The 18,437-nt window shown below is 42.6% G+C and carries 22 protein-coding genes and 1 other RNA gene; 15 read left to right on the top strand and 8 right to left on the bottom strand.

Annotated features, from left to right (window positions below; all coding sequences use genetic code 11):
• Positions 1-39: 39 nt before the first annotated feature.
• Together MKX71_RS11075 and recU are read right to left on the bottom strand one after the other, a co-directional pair.
• A complete protein-coding gene (locus MKX71_RS11075; protein ID WP_004398589.1) occupies positions 40-2,784 on the bottom strand; it encodes a PBP1A family penicillin-binding protein in 2,745 nt (914 codons plus the stop codon).
• A gap of 21 nt (positions 2,785-2,805) precedes the next feature.
• A complete protein-coding gene (gene recU / locus MKX71_RS11070; RefSeq protein WP_004399067.1) occupies positions 2,806-3,426 on the bottom strand; it encodes a Holliday junction resolvase RecU in 621 nt (206 codons plus the stop codon).
• Positions 3,427-3,466: 40 nt separating this feature from the next.
• Between recU and MKX71_RS11065 the strand changes: the two genes are divergently transcribed.
• Positions 3,467-4,429, top strand: coding sequence for a DUF2515 domain-containing protein (locus MKX71_RS11065; RefSeq protein WP_080529462.1), 963 nt, complete (start codon positions 3,467-3,469; stop codon positions 4,427-4,429).
• Between the two features lie 24 nt (positions 4,430-4,453).
• Here MKX71_RS11065 and sspM read toward each other — a convergent pair whose 3' ends face one another.
• Positions 4,454-4,558, bottom strand: coding sequence for an acid-soluble spore protein SspM (sspM, locus tag MKX71_RS11060; RefSeq protein ID WP_003225606.1), 105 nt, complete (start codon positions 4,556-4,558; stop codon positions 4,454-4,456).
• A gap of 198 nt (positions 4,559-4,756) precedes the next feature.
• On the opposite strand from sspM, the gene MKX71_RS11055 reads away from it, so the two are divergent.
• The gene (locus tag MKX71_RS11055) at positions 4,757-5,002 is read left to right on the top strand and encodes a YppD family protein (RefSeq protein WP_004398488.1); all 246 of its coding nucleotides are present in this window, start codon (positions 4,757-4,759) and stop codon (positions 5,000-5,002) included.
• Between the two features lie 45 nt (positions 5,003-5,047).
• On the top strand, positions 5,048-5,419 hold the full coding sequence (locus MKX71_RS11050; protein WP_003246080.1) for a YppE family protein: 372 nt from the start codon (positions 5,048-5,050) through the stop codon (positions 5,417-5,419).
• Positions 5,420-5,457: 38 nt separating this feature from the next.
• Here the strand turns inward: MKX71_RS11050 and MKX71_RS11045 are convergent, their stop codons facing one another.
• Positions 5,458-5,646 carry a YppF family protein gene (locus MKX71_RS11045; RefSeq protein WP_003230690.1) on the bottom strand — a complete coding sequence of 63 codons (189 nt, stop codon included), beginning with the start codon at positions 5,644-5,646 and terminating at the stop codon, positions 5,458-5,460.
• Between the two features lie 187 nt (positions 5,647-5,833).
• Between MKX71_RS11045 and MKX71_RS11040 the strand changes: the two genes are divergently transcribed.
• Positions 5,834-6,211, top strand: coding sequence for a YppG family protein (locus MKX71_RS11040; RefSeq protein ID WP_339231065.1), 378 nt, complete (start codon positions 5,834-5,836; stop codon positions 6,209-6,211).
• A 20-nt stretch (positions 6,212-6,231) separates the two neighbouring features.
• Here MKX71_RS11040 and MKX71_RS11035 read toward each other — a convergent pair whose 3' ends face one another.
• A complete protein-coding gene (locus MKX71_RS11035; RefSeq protein WP_339231062.1) occupies positions 6,232-6,651 on the bottom strand; it encodes an Hsp20/alpha crystallin family protein in 420 nt (139 codons plus the stop codon).
• Positions 6,652-6,788: 137 nt separating this feature from the next.
• On the opposite strand from MKX71_RS11035, the gene MKX71_RS11030 reads away from it, so the two are divergent.
• The 9 genes from MKX71_RS11030 (at position 6,789) to MKX71_RS10990 (ending at position 14,155) form a co-directional block, all read left to right on the top strand.
• Positions 6,789-7,295: a PTS glucose transporter subunit IIA gene (locus MKX71_RS11030; protein ID WP_029317998.1), complete on the top strand. Its 507-nt coding sequence runs from the start codon at positions 6,789-6,791 to the stop codon at positions 7,293-7,295.
• Between the two features lie 102 nt (positions 7,296-7,397).
• A complete protein-coding gene (gene mrfA, locus MKX71_RS11025) occupies positions 7,398-9,647 on the top strand; it encodes an ATP-dependent helicase MrfA (RefSeq protein WP_339231058.1) in 2,250 nt (749 codons plus the stop codon).
• Positions 9,648-9,662: 15 nt separating this feature from the next.
• Positions 9,663-10,904, top strand: a complete 1,242-nt coding sequence (gene mrfB, locus MKX71_RS11020) for a metal-dependent exonucleaseMrfB (RefSeq protein WP_047182788.1) — start codon at positions 9,663-9,665, stop codon at positions 10,902-10,904.
• A gap of 100 nt (positions 10,905-11,004) precedes the next feature.
• Entirely contained in the window at positions 11,005-11,133 is a 129-nt protein-coding gene (locus tag MKX71_RS11015; protein ID WP_003230707.1) for a hypothetical protein, read from the top strand.
• An 83-nt stretch (positions 11,134-11,216) separates the two neighbouring features.
• Positions 11,217-11,444, top strand: coding sequence for a spore coat protein CotD (gene cotD / locus MKX71_RS11010; RefSeq protein ID WP_010886551.1), 228 nt, complete (start codon positions 11,217-11,219; stop codon positions 11,442-11,444).
• Between the two features lie 88 nt (positions 11,445-11,532).
• Positions 11,533-12,078, top strand: a complete 546-nt coding sequence (locus MKX71_RS11005) for a DUF1273 domain-containing protein (protein WP_339232039.1) — start codon at positions 11,533-11,535, stop codon at positions 12,076-12,078.
• A gap of 75 nt (positions 12,079-12,153) precedes the next feature.
• Positions 12,154-12,450, top strand: a complete 297-nt coding sequence (gpsB, locus tag MKX71_RS11000) for a cell division regulator GpsB (protein WP_003225629.1) — start codon at positions 12,154-12,156, stop codon at positions 12,448-12,450.
• A 65-nt stretch (positions 12,451-12,515) separates the two neighbouring features.
• Positions 12,516-12,897, top strand: an RNA gene (gene rnpB, locus MKX71_RS10995) — RNase P RNA component class B.
• A gap of 100 nt (positions 12,898-12,997) precedes the next feature.
• The gene (locus MKX71_RS10990) at positions 12,998-14,155 is read left to right on the top strand and encodes a class I SAM-dependent RNA methyltransferase (RefSeq protein WP_339231055.1); all 1,158 of its coding nucleotides are present in this window, start codon (positions 12,998-13,000) and stop codon (positions 14,153-14,155) included.
• A 52-nt stretch (positions 14,156-14,207) separates the two neighbouring features.
• On the opposite strand, the gene MKX71_RS10985 is transcribed toward MKX71_RS10990, so the two are convergent.
• Positions 14,208-14,360: a YpzG family protein gene (locus MKX71_RS10985; protein WP_010327933.1), complete on the bottom strand. Its 153-nt coding sequence runs from the start codon at positions 14,358-14,360 to the stop codon at positions 14,208-14,210.
• Positions 14,361-14,523: 163 nt separating this feature from the next.
• Here MKX71_RS10985 and MKX71_RS10980 point away from each other — a divergent pair, with 163 nt between their 5' ends.
• Positions 14,524-14,715 carry a hypothetical protein gene (locus tag MKX71_RS10980; RefSeq protein WP_003246090.1) on the top strand — a complete coding sequence of 64 codons (192 nt, stop codon included), beginning with the start codon at positions 14,524-14,526 and terminating at the stop codon, positions 14,713-14,715.
• Between the two features lie 102 nt (positions 14,716-14,817).
• On the top strand, positions 14,818-16,743 hold the full coding sequence (locus MKX71_RS10975; RefSeq protein ID WP_015251842.1) for an ATP-dependent DNA helicase: 1,926 nt from the start codon (positions 14,818-14,820) through the stop codon (positions 16,741-16,743).
• A gap of 41 nt (positions 16,744-16,784) precedes the next feature.
• On the opposite strand, the gene kduD is transcribed toward MKX71_RS10975, so the two are convergent.
• Complete coding sequence (kduD, locus tag MKX71_RS10970) at positions 16,785-17,549, bottom strand: 2-dehydro-3-deoxy-D-gluconate 5-dehydrogenase KduD (protein ID WP_077671375.1); 765 nt, start codon at positions 17,547-17,549, stop codon at positions 16,785-16,787.
• A gap of 1 nt (position 17,550) precedes the next feature.
• A complete protein-coding gene (kduI, locus tag MKX71_RS10965; protein ID WP_339231051.1) occupies positions 17,551-18,378 on the bottom strand; it encodes a 5-dehydro-4-deoxy-D-glucuronate isomerase in 828 nt (275 codons plus the stop codon).
• Positions 18,379-18,437 lie beyond the last annotated feature (59 nt).

Below are 18,437 nucleotides of genomic sequence, written 5' to 3'. Positions count from 1 at the left end.
CCAAAAAAGCCATCACCCCAAAGGTGACGGCTTTTTTGTTTAATTTGTTTTTTCAATGGATGATGAGTTTGTTTGTGTTTTATTAGATGTGTCTGTTTTATTTTTATTCGTGTCAGAACCTGTTGAATCATTCTTACCAGAGTTCGAATCACCATCCGACGTATCCTGGTTGTTACTGTTGTCGTTATCATTATCGTTTGATTGGTCTTGGTTATTGTTGTCGGACGGATTGGTGTTCGTATTGTCTTGTTTTTTGTCTTGATCGTTTGTTGAATCATCTGTCTGATCTTGATCCGTCTGACCGTCATCTTTTTGAGAATCATCAGTTTGTGTATCATCCTGAGTCTTCTCATCATCTTGTTTTTCATCATCCGTTTGTTGCTGGTCTTTTTTATCTTCATCGTCTTCAGCTTTTGGCACCTCATAAGATGTGGAAGCTGTACTTTTGCCATCATCACTGACGGCTGTTACTTCGAATTTGTATACAGATCCTGGCTGCACACCCGAAATAACTGCCTCTTTTGCAGAGCTGTTTTGAATTTCCGAGTAGCTGCCGCCGTCAACAGATTGCTTAACAGCAAAGGTCGCATCTCCGTCGTAATTCCAGCTTAACGTTAAAGATTGATTGTCTTTATCGTATTTCACGTTTAAACCAGACAGTTTAGCTGTTTCCTCTTTTTCTTCTTTCTCATATGTTTTAGAAACAGTAGAAGGAGCTGTGCCTTTAACAAAGTACTCTGTGAGCTTCTTATCGCTTGGCGTATTTGGCCCTGCCAGTTTTGCCGGATTAGAACCTTTTTCTACGGTGGCTTCCACTACGCTGTCAGGCTTCTCAAATGATCCGCTTCCGTCATCGACATCGGCGATGAGCTGGGCGAAGATGCGCTTTGCAACTTTTTGCTCTTCAGCTGAAAGTGATTTCTTTCCAGCCTCGTTTTCTCCCATTCCCGTCCAGACGGCAGCTGTATATTGCGGTGTGTAGCCAACGAACCAAGAATCTCGGGCGCCACCGCTAGCGATATTGTACCTTTTGACTTCATTATCATCAAAGTTAGTCGTTCCTGTTTTTCCTGCAACTTCTACACCAGGTACTTGTGCAAGCTGTCCAGTACCTGTCTTCACAGCTGTTTTCAGCATATCTGTAATCATAAACGCAGTATAATCACTCATGGCTGATTTTGATTTTGGTGTTAAGTCAAGCTTCGTGCCATCGTTAAATTCGATAGATTTTACAAAATGCGGTTCATTATACGTTCCGTTATTTCCAAACGCGCTGTATGCACCTGCCATTGTCAGAGGAGAAACACCATCGTTCCCACCGAAACCGCCAATAGAATAGGCCTCTGTTACATTATCTTTTGTTAAACCAAGCCCGAGTCCATTTGCAAAGTCTACAGCAGTATCTTTACCGACTGCCTGGAATGCTTTTAAAGCAGGTATATTTCTTGATTGGGCCAGAGCGTAACGCATTGAGATAGGCCCTAGATATTTGCGGTCCCAATCACGAATCGGTTTTCCGTTAGAATACGTATAAGCTGAGTCATCAATTTGTTCGTATGTGGACCATTTCTTATTTTCAATAACTGGTCCGTAGTCCAAAATCGGTTTTATGGTCGAACCAGGCTGTGCCTTAGTTTGAGTAGCATAGTTAAAGCCTCCGACAGGCTGATTGCGTCCCGCACCAATCGCTCGGACTTCTCCGTTTTTGGTATCGAGAAGCGTCACACCGCCCTGCATGCCTTCAGTAAATCCGACGGTGTCTCCGTCCATTAATTCATCTAGTTTATCTTGTGCTTTTGTATCTAATGTCGTATAGATCTTTAATCCGTCAGCAGATGGATCGACATCAGATTTTTCATCAATTTCCTTCATAACCTCTTCAACAAATGCGCTGTATTTGTTTGTACTTGCTTTTTCATATTCCTTCTGTGACACGACGCCTTCGTCTTTCACTGCCACTTTTTTCGCTTTGTTATATTGAGAATCAGAAATAAATCCTTGCTTTTTCATCAGACTGAGTACGATGTTCCGTCGTTTTTCCGCTTTATCCGGGTTTTTGACCGGGTTGTACGCTGTTGGGCTCTGCGGCATTCCTGCAAGCGTCGCAGCCTGTTCGACAGTCAATTTGCTTAAATCAGTAACGCCGAAAAATTCTTCCGCCGCTTTTCCGATTCCGTATGCTCTAGGAGAAAAATAAATCCGGTTTAAATACATTTCTAAAATTTCATCTTTAGAGTAATTGCGCTCCAGCTGAATCGAAAGCCATACTTCCTGCACCTTCCGTTTCAACGTCTTCTGATGTGAAAGAAGGGAGTTTTTGACGACCTGCTGGGTGATCGTACTTCCGCCTTCAGCCCCGAAGCCGTCTTTAAAGTTGGCAACTAATGCACCGCCGATACGGACAGGGTCAATCCCGTGGTGCTCATAAAAACGAGCGTCTTCTGTCGCGATAAAGGCTTCTTTTACAACATCGGGAATTTCATCTATCGAGACGTAGGTCCGTTTTTCGGCGCCGACTTCGGCGATCTCTTTTCCATTTTTATCATAAATCGTTGATGAATAAGGCGTCTTCAATTTGCTTTCATCAAGGGACGGCGCATCAGAAACCATGACGGCAAATGTAACAGCACCGCCAACTACGCCTAAAACAAACAGAATGAGTAAAGTGAAAAGGGTCTTTTTAAACAATCCGCCCTTTTTTCGTTTCTTGCCTTTTTTCGGTGAAGGACTCGACTTGCTGTTCGCTTTTCGTCGAGCTTCACGGCTGTTAAATTGATCTGACATAACATCTCAACCTTTCGTTAATCAACCTTTCGCACCAGATGATGGCGAAAAATAAAGCTGTTCAATAATACTAATATAATCAATTCTGGGTGCGTATCCAAGAGAAATCGGATAAGCTGTTTCTTCCAACTCATCTTTTCGAATTGATTTTCTGCCGTTTTTTTCTTTTCTGTCCCAGAAATAAAACAGCTTATCGGCTTCCAAAAAATAAACCTGGTCGAAAGCGGATATAATAACAAAACAAATACCGTCTTGAGCCTTTACCTGCTTCATATGCTCGATTTGATGGTCATGAAAATTCTGCAGGGGGAAAGAGGTCTTGTTTTTCGTTTCTTTCGCCTCAAAATCAATATACCGCCCTTTGTAAATCCCATTGTAGTCTGTTGTCGATGATTGTTTAAAGTAAGCTTCTTTAATCACTGCGGCACTTCTTTTTGGATAATGGACATTTACAATTTGAACAGGTGTCGGCTTTTTGTGTATAACGGCAATTTGGTTTGTCAGATAATACTTATTCGTTTCGTTTAAGTCATCTTCGAGGGTCATTCCGCGATTACTGTAAGACGGGGCCCTTTTCTGACTGTTTTGGGATGAAACCGAATGTTTCGGCTGAAATGTTTTTCCATTAGGATACCGAATCACTTTCTCATCCTCCTTATTAAACTAATCATGACGGAAGTGAATGAACGTGCAAGAACAACAGGCCATCAGAAAGATTCTGAGCCGGATTGAGCGGCAGACAAAAATAAAAAACGCGGATAACATTTCAAGAACAAATGCTTATAAAGCATTTTACGACCGTCACCCGGAAATCAAATGGTCGCTTTTGGCTTCTTTCGTTTCTCGTAATGCCGGCTGGTCAATGACTGACTTAAAAGGCAGTCTGTTTCAGCTTGGACTCCGTGAGAGACAGCAAGAATGGTTCTTTTTAGCCTATGAAAGAGCGAACTGGCTTATTTTTTCGGATGCCTATCCGCAGCTTCTTTTATACCACTGGTCAAAAAGAGTCGGGAAACCGCTGTTTCATCTTCTGCATGTGTTTGGCGTCTCACAATTTATGTCGGAAGAATGGACCCGTTTTTGGCATGAGCGAAATACGGAGCGGCTAATGTATGCCCTCATTATAAATGAACAAAACACTATCCAAACACCTATTATACAAAATCCTTCGTTTAAAAAGAATGTTTTTGACACGATTCCTTTTTATTTAAGTGACTGGTTTCATTTTAACACCGTTATTTTTCCTTCCTCAAATGGGTTTCTTTATGGCATTTCAGTGAAACGCTTTTCAAAGGCGGAGGAAAGGATAAGGCTGGGTAAGCAGCTGTCTCAATTGCTGTTCAATCCAGAATTGTTCTCCTCTTTTTATCACTTTTTGCACACAGTGCCGCACTCAGGTTCCCGTTTTGATATGGAAAAGATGATCGGGATTACAAAAAGAACATCTCCTATGCTAAGGACATGCTACCCTGAGTTAATCCACTCATTAGACGGAACGAAAACAGATTGGTTTCATGGAAAGATAAAGAAAACGTTCTTTAGGCGCGAGGAATTGCCGAAGCAGATTGAATTGACAGACTGGTATTTACATAAAAAGCGCCAGCTTCATGCGCTTTTTGCGGTGGAGCAGTGGCTGAAAAAATAAAGAAGCAAGGAAATTCCTTGCTTCTTACGTAGAAGGGCGGTTCGGGCCGCCTAATTTTTTATCTAAAGAATCGATTGCCTTTGATTCAGTCTTTTTTTGCTGGCCGGCTTTTTTCGGTCTTGTTTTCATACGGCACCTCCTCACAAGTATCGTTTGCATTAACGAGGAGGATCATACAATTTTTGCGGGTGTTTTTGTCGAAAACTTCAGCTTTTCGTGGAATACCTGTTTGTTTGGCGATTTGCTTCTAGTTTTGTCATGAGGAAGGAAAGAGCCTTGAGAGCAAAGAATGTTAACCGGGAGAGACAAGGAAAGGGAGGTACACGAATGTCCGGTTATGTATGCAAGACAGATATTCTCCGTATGCTTTCTGATATAGAAGATGAATTAACGCGAGCTGAGCAAAGCCTGAATCATTCTGTAAATGCATTAGAGGCTGAGATGCGGGAAACGGAAAACGATCGCCTAAGTGTGCTCGAAGAAGAAATCATAGATCTTCATATTTGTATAAATGAGCTGTATCAATCACCTGAACACAGGTATGCGTTTGAGAAGGTATACCGCATCGGCTGAATTTGTGAGTGAAATTTGGTACGATAGGCATTGAGGTGAAAGGTATTGCTATCACAAACATTGCTGGAAATGACCGAACAAATGATTGAAGTTGCTGAAAAAGGCGCTGATCGGTATCAGGAAGGAAAAAACAGTAATCATTCTTATGATTTTTTTGAGACGATAAAGCCTGCAGTTGAAGAGAATGATGAACTGGCTGCTCGCTGGGCAGAGGGTGCTCTTGAATTGATAAAAGTCCGCCGGCCAAAATATGTGCATAAAGAGCAAATTGAGGCCGTAAAGGATAATTTCCTGGAATTGGTCCTTCAATCTTATGTTCATCATATTCATAAAAAACGATTTAAGGACATCACTGAGTCAGTCCTTTATACATTGCACGCAGTAAAGGATGAAATTGCAAGAGAAGACAGCCGGTAAAAGGCTGTCTTCTTTTCGTTTTTATAGGGGGCCGGACGTTAATTCATCTCATATGCCGGGCTTTCTGCTCCATTTGCTTCGAGAACCTTCATACTGTTACGAAACTCAGTTATGCTGAGATGTCCTTGAATATAGAGGAACTTGGCAAAGTCCATCAGTTTATTCATACAGTCTGTTTCATATTTCTTCATTTCTGCAAAACGTTTGCTTAAGTATGATACGTTCATTATGGTGCATCCCCTCTCATCTGTATTGAAAATATGGTACCATAATGATTCGACTTTTTTCTGTTTTTAAAAAATTTAAACTTTCGACACAATTTGACAAATGCTAATCATCACTTGTGACACAAACAATAGAAGTCATTCATACATATATAGAAGAGAAATATGTTGTGTTTAGGGGGGAATCGCAATGAACGGGAGCTCTCGAAGCTATCCTCGGCAAATGGGCTATTATTATCCTCAGCATATGCAAGGATATTATCAGCAGGCTGCACCCGGTTATTTAGAGCAACAACTGCCTCAGCAGCATTATGGACAGCAGGATTATTATCAGCCTTATGCTCCGATCCAGCCTATGTCTATGCAGCCGCCTGTATTTTCTAACCCTTATCCTATCCCAAGGCCTAATCAACAGCAGCCTTCGCAATTTCAAAGCATTATGTCGCAGTTCAAAAAAGCCAATGGGCAATTTGATTTTAATAAAATGATGGATACGACAGGTCAAGTAATGAGTGCAATGAATCAGGTCGGATCTTTAATAAAGGGATTTACCAGCTTTTTTAAATGATAGAAGCATGAATGAATCGTTCATTCATGCTTATTTTTTGGAAAGAAAAGTGTCATTGTCTGCTCGTTCCAAGACGTTTCCATATCTTCTTGGCGAACTTCATAAGGCAGCTGAACCGTTCTTGTCATGCTTGTAAAGGTAGCCTCATTTTGGTGTTTCTGTTTTTCTTGGAGTGTTACATGGAGATACCTCGATTTAACATCAACGACGATCTCGCCATCTCGAAACGTCGCCGGAATGGTAATATCGATATACAGCCCAGTATCTCTTTCTCTGACATGTATGGTCGTCTGCACATCCTTTAAACTCGAGTTGATTAGGTTCTGAAATCTGTTTATAAGGTTGCCGAACGCTGAGGATTGAAAAAGAGTGTCGATTGCCTCCGTTATGATTTCTTCTTTCTTTTGCAGTTCGTTCTTTTTGTCATCATGGAATTCCAATATCGCCACCGCCTTTTTTAACCAGATTATGCGTCTATGCCAGATGTTGTTATAAATTGAAGCAAAATTGAAAGTGTGGTTAAATAGTGGTGAATGAAGGGATAACGGTTGAAGTGAATGAGAAGGGAGAAAATACATTGCTGAAAAAATTATTCGGAATGGGCAAAATTCAGGAAAAGGTGACAGAAGAGGTTATTTATTCTCCGGCAGACGGTACAGTAATGGACCTGTCAGATGTGCCGGACCCTGTTTTTTCACAGAAAATGATGGGAGAAGGAATAGCGGTGGAACCTTCTAGCGGTGAAATCGTTTCTCCCGCTGAAGGTGAAGTCATTCAGATTTTCCACACCAAACACGCCGTTGGCATTCGGACTCGCTCGGGAATTGAGCTGTTAATTCATGTCGGGCTGGAGACAGTCAATATGAACGGAGAAGGATTTACTGCCCACATTAAAGAAGGGGATAAAGTGAAGGTCGGTGACCCGCTGATTACATGTGATTTGGAATTAATAAAAGAAAAAGCGAGCAGCACAGTCATCCCAATCGTTATAATGAATGGTGAGGCTGTAGGATCAATGGTACCGGCAGGCGAAAAGGCTGCTCGTAAAGGCGAATCAAAGCTCCTTACAATAAAAGCGAAATAAGCAGGGCATATGCCTTGCTTTTTTTATTCAACTGTATAAAATTTGCACCTAGCCATGCAAACAAATATTCGGTAAACTGTACTTGACAAAGAGGTGTAAAGAATGAAAAAGAAATCACTGACTGAACTCATTTCTGATTTAAAAGGAAATGAAAACGTTGTGAATTGGCATGAAATTGAGCCTCGGGAAGCAAAAACAAGGCCTATGCCCGAAAGTATAGACGAGAGAATCAAAGCGGCCCTTTCGAAAAGGGGCATTGATGAACTATATACTCACCAATATTCCGCTTTTCAATATGTGCAAAAAGGAGAGAGCATCGTTACCGTAACGCCAACAGCATCAGGAAAAACGTTATGCTACAACCTCCCAGTCCTGCAGTCCATCGCCCAAGATGAAACAAACCGGGCGTTATATTTATTTCCGACTAAAGCGCTGGCACAAGACCAAAAGAGCGAGCTAAATGAAATTATTGATGAAATGGGCATTGATATTAAAAGCTTTACATATGACGGGGATACGTCTCCGGCAATCAGACAAAAGGTGAGAAAAGCAGGTCATATTGTCATTACAAACCCCGATATGCTGCATTCTGCCATTCTACCGCATCATACGAAATGGGTCAGTTTGTTTGAAAACCTTAAGTATATCGTCATCGATGAGCTTCATACGTATCGAGGTGTGTTCGGCAGCCATGTGGCAAATGTGATCCGGCGGCTAAAGCGGATCTGCCGGTTTTATGGAAGTGATCCGGTTTTTATTTGTACTTCCGCAACAATTGCCAACCCAAAGGAATTGGGAGAGCAGCTGACAGGCAAACCGATGCGGCTGGTCGATGACAACGGCGCACCGAGCGGACGCAAGCATTTTGTGTTTTACAATCCGCCAATTGTGAACAAACCGCTGAATATTAGAAGGAGCGCAACCGCAGAAGTGAATGAACTGGCGAAAGAGTTCCTTAAAAACAAAGTGCAGACCATTGTTTTTGCCAGAAGCAGAGTTCGGGTGGAAATTATTTTAAGCCATATTCAGGAGCTTGTGAAAAAAGAGATTGGAACAAAATCAATCAGAGGCTATCGGGGAGGCTATCTGCCGAAAGAGCGAAGAGAAATCGAAAAAGGCCTGAGAGAAGGCGACATTTTAGGAGTGGTCAGTACGAATGCCTTAGAGCTTGGTGTTGATATCGGCCAGCTGCAAGTGTGTGTAATGACGGGGTATCCCGGAAGTGTTGCAAGTGCTTGGCAGCAGGCGGGACGAGCCGGCAGAAGACACGGTGAATCTTTGATTATCATGGTAGCCAATTCAACACCGATTGACCAATATATTGTGCGGCATCCTGAATATTTCTTTAATCGTTCGCCGGAATCTGCAAGAATCAATCCGGAGAATTTGATTATTTTAGTAGACCACTTAAAGTGTGCGGCTTATGAGCTTCCTTTTAGAGCTGATGAAGAATTTGGAGCCATGGAAGTCAGTGATATTCTTGAGTATCTTCAGGAAGAGGCTGTTCTTCACCGCAACGGCGAACGGTACCATTGGGCAAGTGAGTCGTTCCCTGCTTCAAACATCAGTTTGCGTTCCGCCTCCCAGGAAAATGTCGTTATAGTTGATCAGTCGGATATAGCAAATGTAAGGATTATCGGTGAAATGGACCGTTTTAGCGCGATGACGCTTTTACATGATGAAGCAATTTATTTGCATGAAGGTGTTCAGTATCAAGTTGAGAAGCTCGATTGGGACCATAAAAAGGCGTATGTCAGAAAAGTCGATGTCGAATATTATACGGATGCAAACCTGGCAGTTCAGCTGAAGGTATTAGAAATCGATAAAACGAAAGAAAAAAGCCGTACGTCATTGCACTACGGAGACGTCACTGTCAATGCCCTGCCGACCATTTTTAAAAAAATAAAAATGACCACTTTTGAAAATATTGGGTCTGGACCTATTCATTTACCGGAAGAAGAACTGCATACAAGTGCAGCTTGGCTCGAAATCAAAACAGCGGATGAAGACATCGGGGAAAAGACACTGGAACAGCTGCTTCTTGGCATCTCGAATGTGCTGCAGCATATTGTCCCTGTGTATATCATGTGTGATCGAAATGATGTTCATGTTGTTTCTCAAATTAAAGCAGCCCATACCGGAGTGCCAACCATATTTTTATATGATCATTATCCGGGCGGTATCGGTTTGGCGGAGGAAGTCTTTAAATGTTTTTCAGACATTAATGAAGCGGCGAAACAACTGATTACACATTGTCCTTGTCATGACGGCTGTCCGTCTTGTATAGGTACGGAAATAGAAGGGATAAAAGCAAAGGAAAGAATTTTGCAGCTGTTGGATCAAATGTCGTAAGGAGGGGGGCCGGATATGTCATTAAAAGGGAAACTCCAGCGGATGAAAAAGCACATGGTGCTCGATGAAGGAGAACAAAAAATAGAAGCAGGCAAACAAGAAAACCACTTTGATGACATCCCGTTTTTAGAAGAGTGGGAGGCTTTTGGCATGAAGCCTTTCATCTTCGAAGATGAATATTGCCTTATCAGAGAAGTGGAATATCCGCTTTCTCACCGCCATGGGTTATACAGCTTTTCTGAGCTTGAGGAAGTGATCACACTGTGGAATCAAAGCGGCCTGTCGCATACATTGTCAGCAAAAGGGTATAACAAAAACAACCTCTTTTTCTTTGATACAGAAACAACCGGTCTTGGGGGTGGAGCTGGGAATACCATTTTTTTGCTTGGGCATGCGAGAGTATATGAAGACCGAGTGACAGTCAAACAGCATCTTTTGCCCAAACCGGGGAACGAAGTCGCCTTGTACCAAAGCTTTTTAAGCGAGGTTGACATTACATCACTTGTGACCTACAACGGCAAAGCCTTTGATTGGCCGCAGGTGAAAACAAGGCACACCTTGATCCGTGACAGACTTCCGAAGCTTCCGGAGTTTGGCCACTTTGATCTTTTGCATGGAGCTAGACGCCTGTGGAAACACAAAATGGACCGCGTATCTCTTGGCACGGTTGAAAAAGAGGAGCTCGGCATCCGCAGATTAGAAGACACACCGGGCTACTTGGCGCCAATGCTTTACTTTCATTTTATCAAGGCGCAAGAGCCGGATCTTTTAAAAGGTGTCCTGCATCATAATGAAATGGATGTGTTATCGCTCATTTCATTGTACATCCATATGTCTAAAAAAATCCTTTCAGAATCACATGCGCCAAAAGAACACAGTGAAGCCTATGCTATGGCGAAATGGTTTATGGCTCATAAAGAAACGGACCAAGCGATCAAGCAGTTGGAAAGGCTTATAGAAAAATCGTTTGAGGACCAGGATAGTGCACGGCTGGATTTATCGCTCCTGTACAAAAAACAAAACCGCTTGGAAGAAGCAGTGCCGCTTTGGGAAAAGCTGTCCCGCTCGCAAAACCAGAAGTGCAGATACGCTGCTGTAATAGAGCTCGCGAAATATTTTGAGCATAAGAAAAAAGAATTCGGAAAAGCATTGCAAATAGCAGAGCAATTGCTTAGTGATGCGGCATGCTTATCAGAAAAAGAAACTGAAAAACTGCATGTGAGAATTGCCCGTCTGAAGAGGAAATATTCCTCTTAAATATTCCCCGGGAAAGCGCAAAAGACGACTTGTTTCGCCATGAATTTTTTTTGCTGAATTCACATTGATTTTGTTGTAGAATAGCGGCGAATCCTGTAAAATGACGTTAGTTATTTTTAAAGGGAGAGTTGGTATGTATAAGGGTGTTTTTTACTTGTTCTTTGTTGTGGTATTTTTGATTGCTTTTGTGTTTTCAAACTTTAAAGACAGCTTAATTGCACACTTTTAAAATAGGTCTTTGCATCAGAACATGTACCCCTTATTTTTCATAGCTTAGTATTGTAATAAAGTTTATGGAAAGGGGATTTTATCATGCATCACTGCAGACCGCATATGATGGCGCCAATTGTCCATCCTACTCATTGCTGTGAACACCATACGTTTTCGAAGACTATCGTGCCGCACATTCACCCACAGCATACAACAAACGTAAACCACCAGCATTTTCAGCACGTTCACTACTTTCCACACACTTTCTCAAATGTTGACCCGGCTACGCATCAGCATTTTCAAGCAGGAAAACCTTGCTGCGACTACTAGTATGGAAAACGTGCAGCTTGATGGTGTAAACAATGCAGCACAACAAATGGGGCCCACGGGAGCCCCATTTTTTAAAGCAGGTGAAATGATGAAAGTATTGGCAATAACGGGCTATAAACCGTTTGAACTCGGGATATTTAAGCAGGATGACAAGGCGCTGTATTACATAAAAAAAGCCATTAAGAACCGGCTGATTGCTTTTTTGGATGAAGGATTAGAATGGATTTTAATTTCGGGCCAGCTTGGAGCAGAGCTGTGGGCGGCAGAAGCTGCAAATGATTTGCAGGAAGAATACCCTGACTTAAAGGTAGCTGTCATCACACCATTTTACGAGCAGGAAAAGAACTGGAAAGAACCGAATAAGGAACAGTATGAAGCAGTTCTGGCTCAGGCAGACTATGAAGCAAGCCTGACTCACCGTCCTTATGAAAGCCCGCTTCAATTCAAACAAAAAAATCAGTTCTTCATTGATAAGTCCGACGGGCTTCTGCTTTTATATGACCCGGAAAAGGAAGGCTCCCCTAAGTATATGCTTGGGACAGCGGAAAAAAGGCGCGAACAGGATGGCTATCCCATCTACTTTATTACAATGGATGACTTGAGAGTGACAGTAGAGGAAGACAGCTACTCATAGCAATAAGAGAAATTTGACAACCGTACAGATTTCTGAAAAAATATATGTGATGATTCACGATACGAGGTGAAAAAGATGCTTGCTGATAAAGTAAAGCTTTCTGCGAAAGAAATTTTGGAAAAAGAATTTAAAACAGGCGTTAGAGGCTACAAGCAAGAAGACGTTGACAAATTTTTAGATATGATTATTAAGGATTATGAAACCTTCCATCAAGAAATTGAAGAACTGCAGCAGGAAAATCTGCAGCTGAAAAAACAGCTTGAAGAAGCCAGTAAAAAACAGCCTGTGCAATCTAACACAACAAACTTTGATATTTTAAAACGGCTGTCTAACTTAGAAAAACACGTTTTTGGCAGCAAGCTTTATGATTGATCACGCTTGAAAAAAATGGCGCTTGTAAATTGTAAACAGTTGTTATATAATAATTCATGTTCTTAACGTTCGGGTAATCGCTGCAGATCTTGAATCTGTAGAGGAAAGTCCATGCTCGCACGGTGCTGAGATGCCCGTAGTGTTCGTGCCTAGCGAAGTCATAAGCTAGGGCAGCCTTTAGAGGCTGACGGCAGGAAAAAAGCCTACGTCCTTCGGATATGGCTGAGTATCCTTGAAAGTGCCACAGTGACGAAGTCTCACTAGAAATGGTGAGAGTGGAACGCGGTAAACCCCTCGAGCGAGAAACCCAAATTTTGGTAGGGGAACCTTCTTAACGGAATTCAACGGAGAGAAGGACAGAATGCTTTCTGTAGATAGATGATTGCCGCCTGAGTACGAGGTGATGAGCCGTTTGCAGTACGACGGAACAAAACATGGCTTACAGAACGTTAGACCACTTACATTTAAAATGATGAAAACAAGCTCTCCCGTATAAGGAGAGCTTTTATCTTGAAAAGAGAAAAGTTTTAAAAGACAGGGTGATACGATGACGAAGTATACACTAATTGCAACGGCGCCGATGGGCATTGAAGCTGTTGTCGCAAAGGAAGTACGAGATTTAGGATACGAATGCAAGGTTGATAACGGGAAAGTTATTTTTGAAGGTGATGCACTTGCCATCTGCCGTGCGAACCTTTGGCTTAGAACAGCCGACCGCATAAAGGTTCAGGTTGCTTCTTTTAAAGCGAAAACATTTGATGAACTGTTTGAAAAAACGAAAGCGATTAACTGGCGCTCATTTATACCTGAAAACGGGAAATTCCCTGTCATCGGAAAATCGGTAAAATCAACACTTGCAAGCGTTCCCGACTGTCAGCGGATCGTCAAAAAAGCAATTGTCGAAAAGCTCAAGCTGCAGTCCGGCAAAGCCAATGATTGGATTGAAGAAACAGGTGCTGAGTATAAAGTGGAAATATCTTTATTGAAAGATCAGGCTTTGATTACACTGGACTCATCAGGGACGGGCCTTCACAAACGAGGATACCGTGTCGATCAGGGCGGTGCGCCGATTAAAGAAACACTTGCTGCCGCTTTGGTGCAATTAACCAATTGGACGCCGGACCGCCCGTTTGTTGATCCTTTCTGTGGCTCCGGAACAATCGTGATAGAAGCGGCGTTAATCGGCCAAAACATCGCCCCGGGATTCAACCGCGATTTTGTATCAGAGGATTGGGAATGGATCGGTAAAGATCTGTGGAACAAAGCGCGGCTTGAAGTCGAAGAAAAGGCAAATTATGATCAGCCGCTTACAATTTTCGCTAGCGACATAGACCACCGCATGGTTCAAATCGCAAAAGAAAATGCAGAGGAAGCAGGACTGGGAGATCTAATCCAGTTCAAACAGATGCAGGTCAAAGACTTTACCACAAATCTGGAGTTTGGCGTAATTGTCGGCAACCCGCCATATGGAGAGCGTCTCGGCGAGAAAAAAGCCGTTGAGCAGATGTACAAAGAAATGGGGCAGGCGTTCGAGCCGCTTGATACTTGGTCTGTGTATATGCTGACATCAAATGAAAACTTTGAGGAAGCATATGGCAGAAAAGCAACGAAGAAACGAAAACTCTTTAACGGGTTTATTAAAACGGATTATTATCAATACTGGTCAAAAGTAAGACCGCAGCGCAAGAAAACAGAAAACGCATAAAAAGAAGACGCTCTGCATGCGTCTTCTTTCATCTTTCAGCCCTATTCTATCGTTACCAACGGTGAGCTTTCGCGTTGCTTCTCAATATAATGTTGGTTTGGGACATTTCAGTGTGACCGTTTACTTGAGACTTAGAACGTTTAGGCCGCGTCCAATTGTGATGAAACAGTTCAGAATGCTGATCTAATCGGTTTCTATAACTCATGTCAACATCACTCCCTGATAGAATATTGTTGATAAGACGGATAATCCGGAGACGGAATATCAAGTGTAGTTTGTGCATGTTTCGGTGATAACATGCGGTAAAGCATGTATATAAAATGAAAAGTTCGCATACAATGATGATTATTTCCATCAGAGGTGATCTCATGCTGAACAGCGAACATTTTAATCTTATTCAAAGGGCGCTTGACGCAACAGCAAACGAGCTGAAGGAGCTCGGGACTGATTCGTCTCCGTCTGTGATTTCGCATGCGCAAACTGATTTAGAAAAAGCGGTAGAACATATTTATTCAACAGACCATCCTTTTTTATCGTCGCATGTGATCAATCGTAAGTAAACTGCAAAAAACTTGGCATTGCCAAGTTTTTTTATTGTATTCATCAGCGGAAAATGATATTATTGGTGGTCTGAATGTCGAATAGTTGGGGGTTGGAACTAGGTGACAACATCACGTTTGCCTTTTTCTTTAACGAAAACAAAGAATTTTTATGAAGAATTGAACAATTGGATTGGTGACGTGTTTTACGATATCCTTCCCGAAAAAGGGTTTGATCTTCGGGACGAGCAAGTATTTATGGCTTTTCAGCTGGAGCGGGCGTTTAAAGAGAAAAAAGTCATGTTCGCCGAAGCTGGAGTGGGAACGGGGAAAACGCTGGTATATCTTCTTTTTGCAATCAGCTATGCAAGGTATGTCGGCAAACCTGCCATCATCGCTTGTGCGGATGAAACATTAATTGAACAGCTGGTGAAAAAAGAGGGCGATATTTCTAAGCTGGCTGAGCATCTTGACCTGAAAATTGATACAAGGCTGTCAAAATCACATGAGCAATATTTATGCTTGAAGAAGCTTGAAAAAACAATGCAGCGTTCTGATGATGATAAATGGCTGGATCTTTATGAGTCGTTACCGTCATTTGTCCACGAGTCCCAGGCGATGCAGCGCTTTTATCCGTATGGCGACCGTAAGCAGTACGCAAATCTATCGAATGAAGAGTGGTCTGACGTAAGCTACGACTCGTTTCAGGACTGTCTGACTTGTGATATGAGACACAGATGCGGTCTGACACTTTCCAGAGATTACTATCGCAAGTCAACGGACTTAATCATTTGTTCCCATGATTTTTATATGGAGCATGTGTGGACGGAAGAATCACGCAAACGAGAGGGCCAGCTGCCGCTCTTGCCTGATCATAGTGCAGTTGTATTTGATGAGGGGCATTTGTTAGAGTTTGCTGCGCAAAAAGCGCTAACCTATAGAGTGAAGCAGTCTACTCTTGAATTGTTTTTAGAACGTTTGCTGCAAAATGACATCAGAGAAGAGTTTGCAGAATTGATTGAAGATGCGCTTCTCGCAAACGACGAATTTTTCTATGTTCTTTCTGAAGAATCAAAGGAAGTAGCCGGTTCACACCGTTTAGAAATAAAAAATGACCATCGTGTCAAAAAGGCGGCGGACGAGCTTTGCCGTTTACTTGATAAAATCGGTGAGGCACTTGTATTTGAGTCTGAAATGTATACGATTGATCAATACGAGCTGTCAGTAGTGGAAGAATATGTTGAACAAATGGCGTATTCATTATCTCTATATCAAAAGGATGCGATCAGCTGGCTGGAGAAAAAGGAAGCAGAATCAACTTTTGTCGTGATGCCGAGAACGGTAGCAGAAGTACTTGGCGAAAAAGTGTTTTCTAAGAAAATTCCTTATATCTTCTCTTCTGCTACGCTGTCAGAAGGCGGTTCGTTTGATTATATTGCCGACAGTCTTGGGATTCATGATTATTTGTCATTAACTGTTGATTCCCCTTATGATTATGACGAGCAAATGAGTATTAATCTATACGCAAAAACAGATATGGCCGCTGAACAAAAAACGGCTGAAACGATTGAAACAATCAAACGTTACAAAGGAAGAACGCTGGTGCTTTTCCCTTCTTTTGAAGAATTAAACGAGTTTAAAGAGCTGTCGGCGGCATGGGAGCTGCCGTATCCAATTTTCTTCGAAGGTGATGAGGAAATCAGCAGCTTAGTAGAGAAATTCCAAGAGGAAGAAGAAACAGTACTTTGTTCAGTTCACTTATGGGAAGGACTCGACATTCCCGGTGACGCATTGAAGAATGTTACCATTTGGTCATTACCGTTCCCGCCACACGATCCTGTATTTACAGCGAAGCGCAACGGAGCGAAAAAAGATCCGTTCGAAGAAGTTGATCTGCCATATATGTTGTTACGTGTACGGCAGGGCATCGGGCGCCTGATTCGCTCGAATCAAGACAGCGGCTCGATTCACATTTACGCTGGCGGAGAAAATGAACGCATCATTGATGAGGTCAAAAAGGTCTTGCCTGTTGAACCGCACATGATGTAATGGAAAAAAGCTGACGATCGTTCGTCAGCTTTTTTTATTTGTCAGCGGGATAGCCAGCCGCCATCAACTGCTAAAATATGTCCATTTACATAATCTGAAGCACGTGATGCCAAAAAGACTGCAGTCCCCCCGATATCATCTGCTTGGCCCCAGCGGCCGGCAGGAATTCTCTTTAAAATGTCCTCATTTCGCTTTTCATCATCCCGAATAGGCTTTGTATTCGCAGTAGAAATATAGCCTGGGGCGATTGCGTTGACCTGAATACCCGACGCTGCCCACTCATTTGCAAATGATTTTGTCAAACCGGCAACAGCGTGTTTGCTCGCGGTGTAAGCCGGAACGAGGATGCCGCCTTGAAAAGACAGGAGAGAGGCAATATTAATAATCTTTCCATGACCTCTTTTCAGCATGTGCCTGCCAGCAAGCTGTGTCAGAATAAACAGGCTGTTTAGATTGACATTCAGTACGTGCTGCCAGTTCTCTTCTGAAAAATCTTCCGCTTTTTCCCGATGAATAATGCCGGCATTATTGACAAGGATGTCGATCTGCCTGTTTTCAAACAGCTCAGCTGCAGAATCCTTTATCGCTTCCGGCTTGCTCATGTCCAATGTAAAAGATGTAAATATCCGGCCTTCCTGTTCCACAAGCTGCTGTGTTTCAGACAGGCTGCTTGTATGTGATGTGCCGATAATATCAGCGCCAGCACCGGCTAGGGCTTTGGCAATTCCTTGACCGATCCCTGTTCCAGGGCCTGTCACCAGCGCTGTTTTTCCTTCTAATGAAAAGGCGTCATGTAGATAACCCATCTTATTTCAGCCCATCCATCGGAACGAGATCCATGTCCGTAAATGTGTAATTTTCTCCAGCCATCGCCCACACAAAGCTATAGTTTGATGTTCCTGCGCCAGAATGAATAGACCAGGCGGGAGAAAGGACAGCCTGCTCATTTCCAACAACAAGATGGCGTGTTTCGTCCGGCTGGCCCATGAAATGAAATACCTTTGAATCCTTTTCAAGATCCAGATAAAGATAAGCCTCCATCCGACGGTCATGAACGTGTGCTGGCATGGTATTCCAGTTGTTGTTTTGATCTAACATCGTTATTCCCATCATCAGCTGACAGCTTTTAATGCCATCCTGATGAATAACTTTGTACAGACTTCTGACATTAGACGCTGCATCATCACCAAGGCGGTCGGGTGTCAGTTCAGGTAGGGCGGCTTTTTGTGTCGGATAGCTTTTGTGGGCGCAAGCGGAGACGAAGTAAAACTTCGCTTTTTCCCCGTTCAGGCTTGAAAACGATACATCCTGATTGCCCATTCCAATATAGAGAAAATCCTTTGTTTGAAGCACATATTCATCATCGCCGACTCTAACGGCACCAGGCTGGCCGACATTAATAATCCCGATTTCACGCCGTTCCAAAAAGAAGTCTGTTTTTAGAAAATCACCTGCATCAAGCTTCAGTTCACTTTGCCCTGGAGCCGCTCCGCCGATGACAACCCGGTCTTCATGTGAGTAATACATCGTAAGTTTGTTTTCTGTAAATAAAGAATCCATTAAGAAATGAGTGCGAAGCTCCTCTGTTGTAAAGCGTTTTACTTGTTCAGGATGTACAGAATAACGATTTTCCATTATATTTCCCCCTTGGTTAGGATTTCAGCATCACTTGAATGAAAATATTTTGGTAACGG

Origin of the sequence: Bacillus sp. FSL M8-0071 (assembly GCF_037975455.1) — a bacterium.
GTDB classification, from domain to species: Bacteria; Bacillota; Bacilli; order Bacillales; family Bacillaceae; genus Bacillus; species Bacillus subtilis.
The sequence above is the reverse complement of the archived record's forward strand: the minus strand, read 5'-3'. Positions and strand labels throughout refer to the sequence as shown.

Bases quoted from the DNA above. Each gene is read 5' to 3' on its own strand.
- MKX71_RS11075 (WP_004398589.1), bottom strand. From the start codon at position 2,784: ATGTCAGATCAATTTAACAGCCGTGAAGCTCGACGAAAAGCGAACAGC.
- MKX71_RS11065 (WP_080529462.1), top strand. From the start codon at position 3,467: ATGAACGTGCAAGAACAACAGGCCATCAGAAAGATTCTGAGCCGGATT.
- sspM (WP_003225606.1), bottom strand. From the start codon at position 4,558: ATGAAAACAAGACCGAAAAAAGCCGGCCAGCAAAAAAAGACTGAATCA.
- MKX71_RS11055 (WP_004398488.1), top strand. From the start codon at position 4,757: ATGTCCGGTTATGTATGCAAGACAGATATTCTCCGTATGCTTTCTGAT.
- MKX71_RS11045 (WP_003230690.1), bottom strand. From the start codon at position 5,646: ATGAACGTATCATACTTAAGCAAACGTTTTGCAGAAATGAAGAAATAT.
- MKX71_RS11040 (WP_339231065.1), top strand. From the start codon at position 5,834: ATGAACGGGAGCTCTCGAAGCTATCCTCGGCAAATGGGCTATTATTAT.
- mrfA (WP_339231058.1), top strand. From the start codon at position 7,398: ATGAAAAAGAAATCACTGACTGAACTCATTTCTGATTTAAAAGGAAAT.
- mrfB (WP_047182788.1), top strand. From the start codon at position 9,663: ATGTCATTAAAAGGGAAACTCCAGCGGATGAAAAAGCACATGGTGCTC.
- MKX71_RS11015 (WP_003230707.1), top strand. From the start codon at position 11,005: ATGACGTTAGTTATTTTTAAAGGGAGAGTTGGTATGTATAAGGGTGTT.
- cotD (WP_010886551.1), top strand. From the start codon at position 11,217: ATGCATCACTGCAGACCGCATATGATGGCGCCAATTGTCCATCCTACT.
- MKX71_RS11005 (WP_339232039.1), top strand. From the start codon at position 11,533: ATGAAAGTATTGGCAATAACGGGCTATAAACCGTTTGAACTCGGGATA.
- gpsB (WP_003225629.1), top strand. From the start codon at position 12,154: ATGCTTGCTGATAAAGTAAAGCTTTCTGCGAAAGAAATTTTGGAAAAA.
- MKX71_RS10990 (WP_339231055.1), top strand. From the start codon at position 12,998: ATGACGAAGTATACACTAATTGCAACGGCGCCGATGGGCATTGAAGCT.
- MKX71_RS10985 (WP_010327933.1), bottom strand. From the start codon at position 14,360: ATGAGTTATAGAAACCGATTAGATCAGCATTCTGAACTGTTTCATCAC.
- MKX71_RS10980 (WP_003246090.1), top strand. From the start codon at position 14,524: ATGCTGAACAGCGAACATTTTAATCTTATTCAAAGGGCGCTTGACGCA.
- kduD (WP_077671375.1), bottom strand. From the start codon at position 17,549: ATGGGTTATCTACATGACGCCTTTTCATTAGAAGGAAAAACAGCGCTG.
- kduI (WP_339231051.1), bottom strand. From the start codon at position 18,378: ATGGAAAATCGTTATTCTGTACATCCTGAACAAGTAAAACGCTTTACA.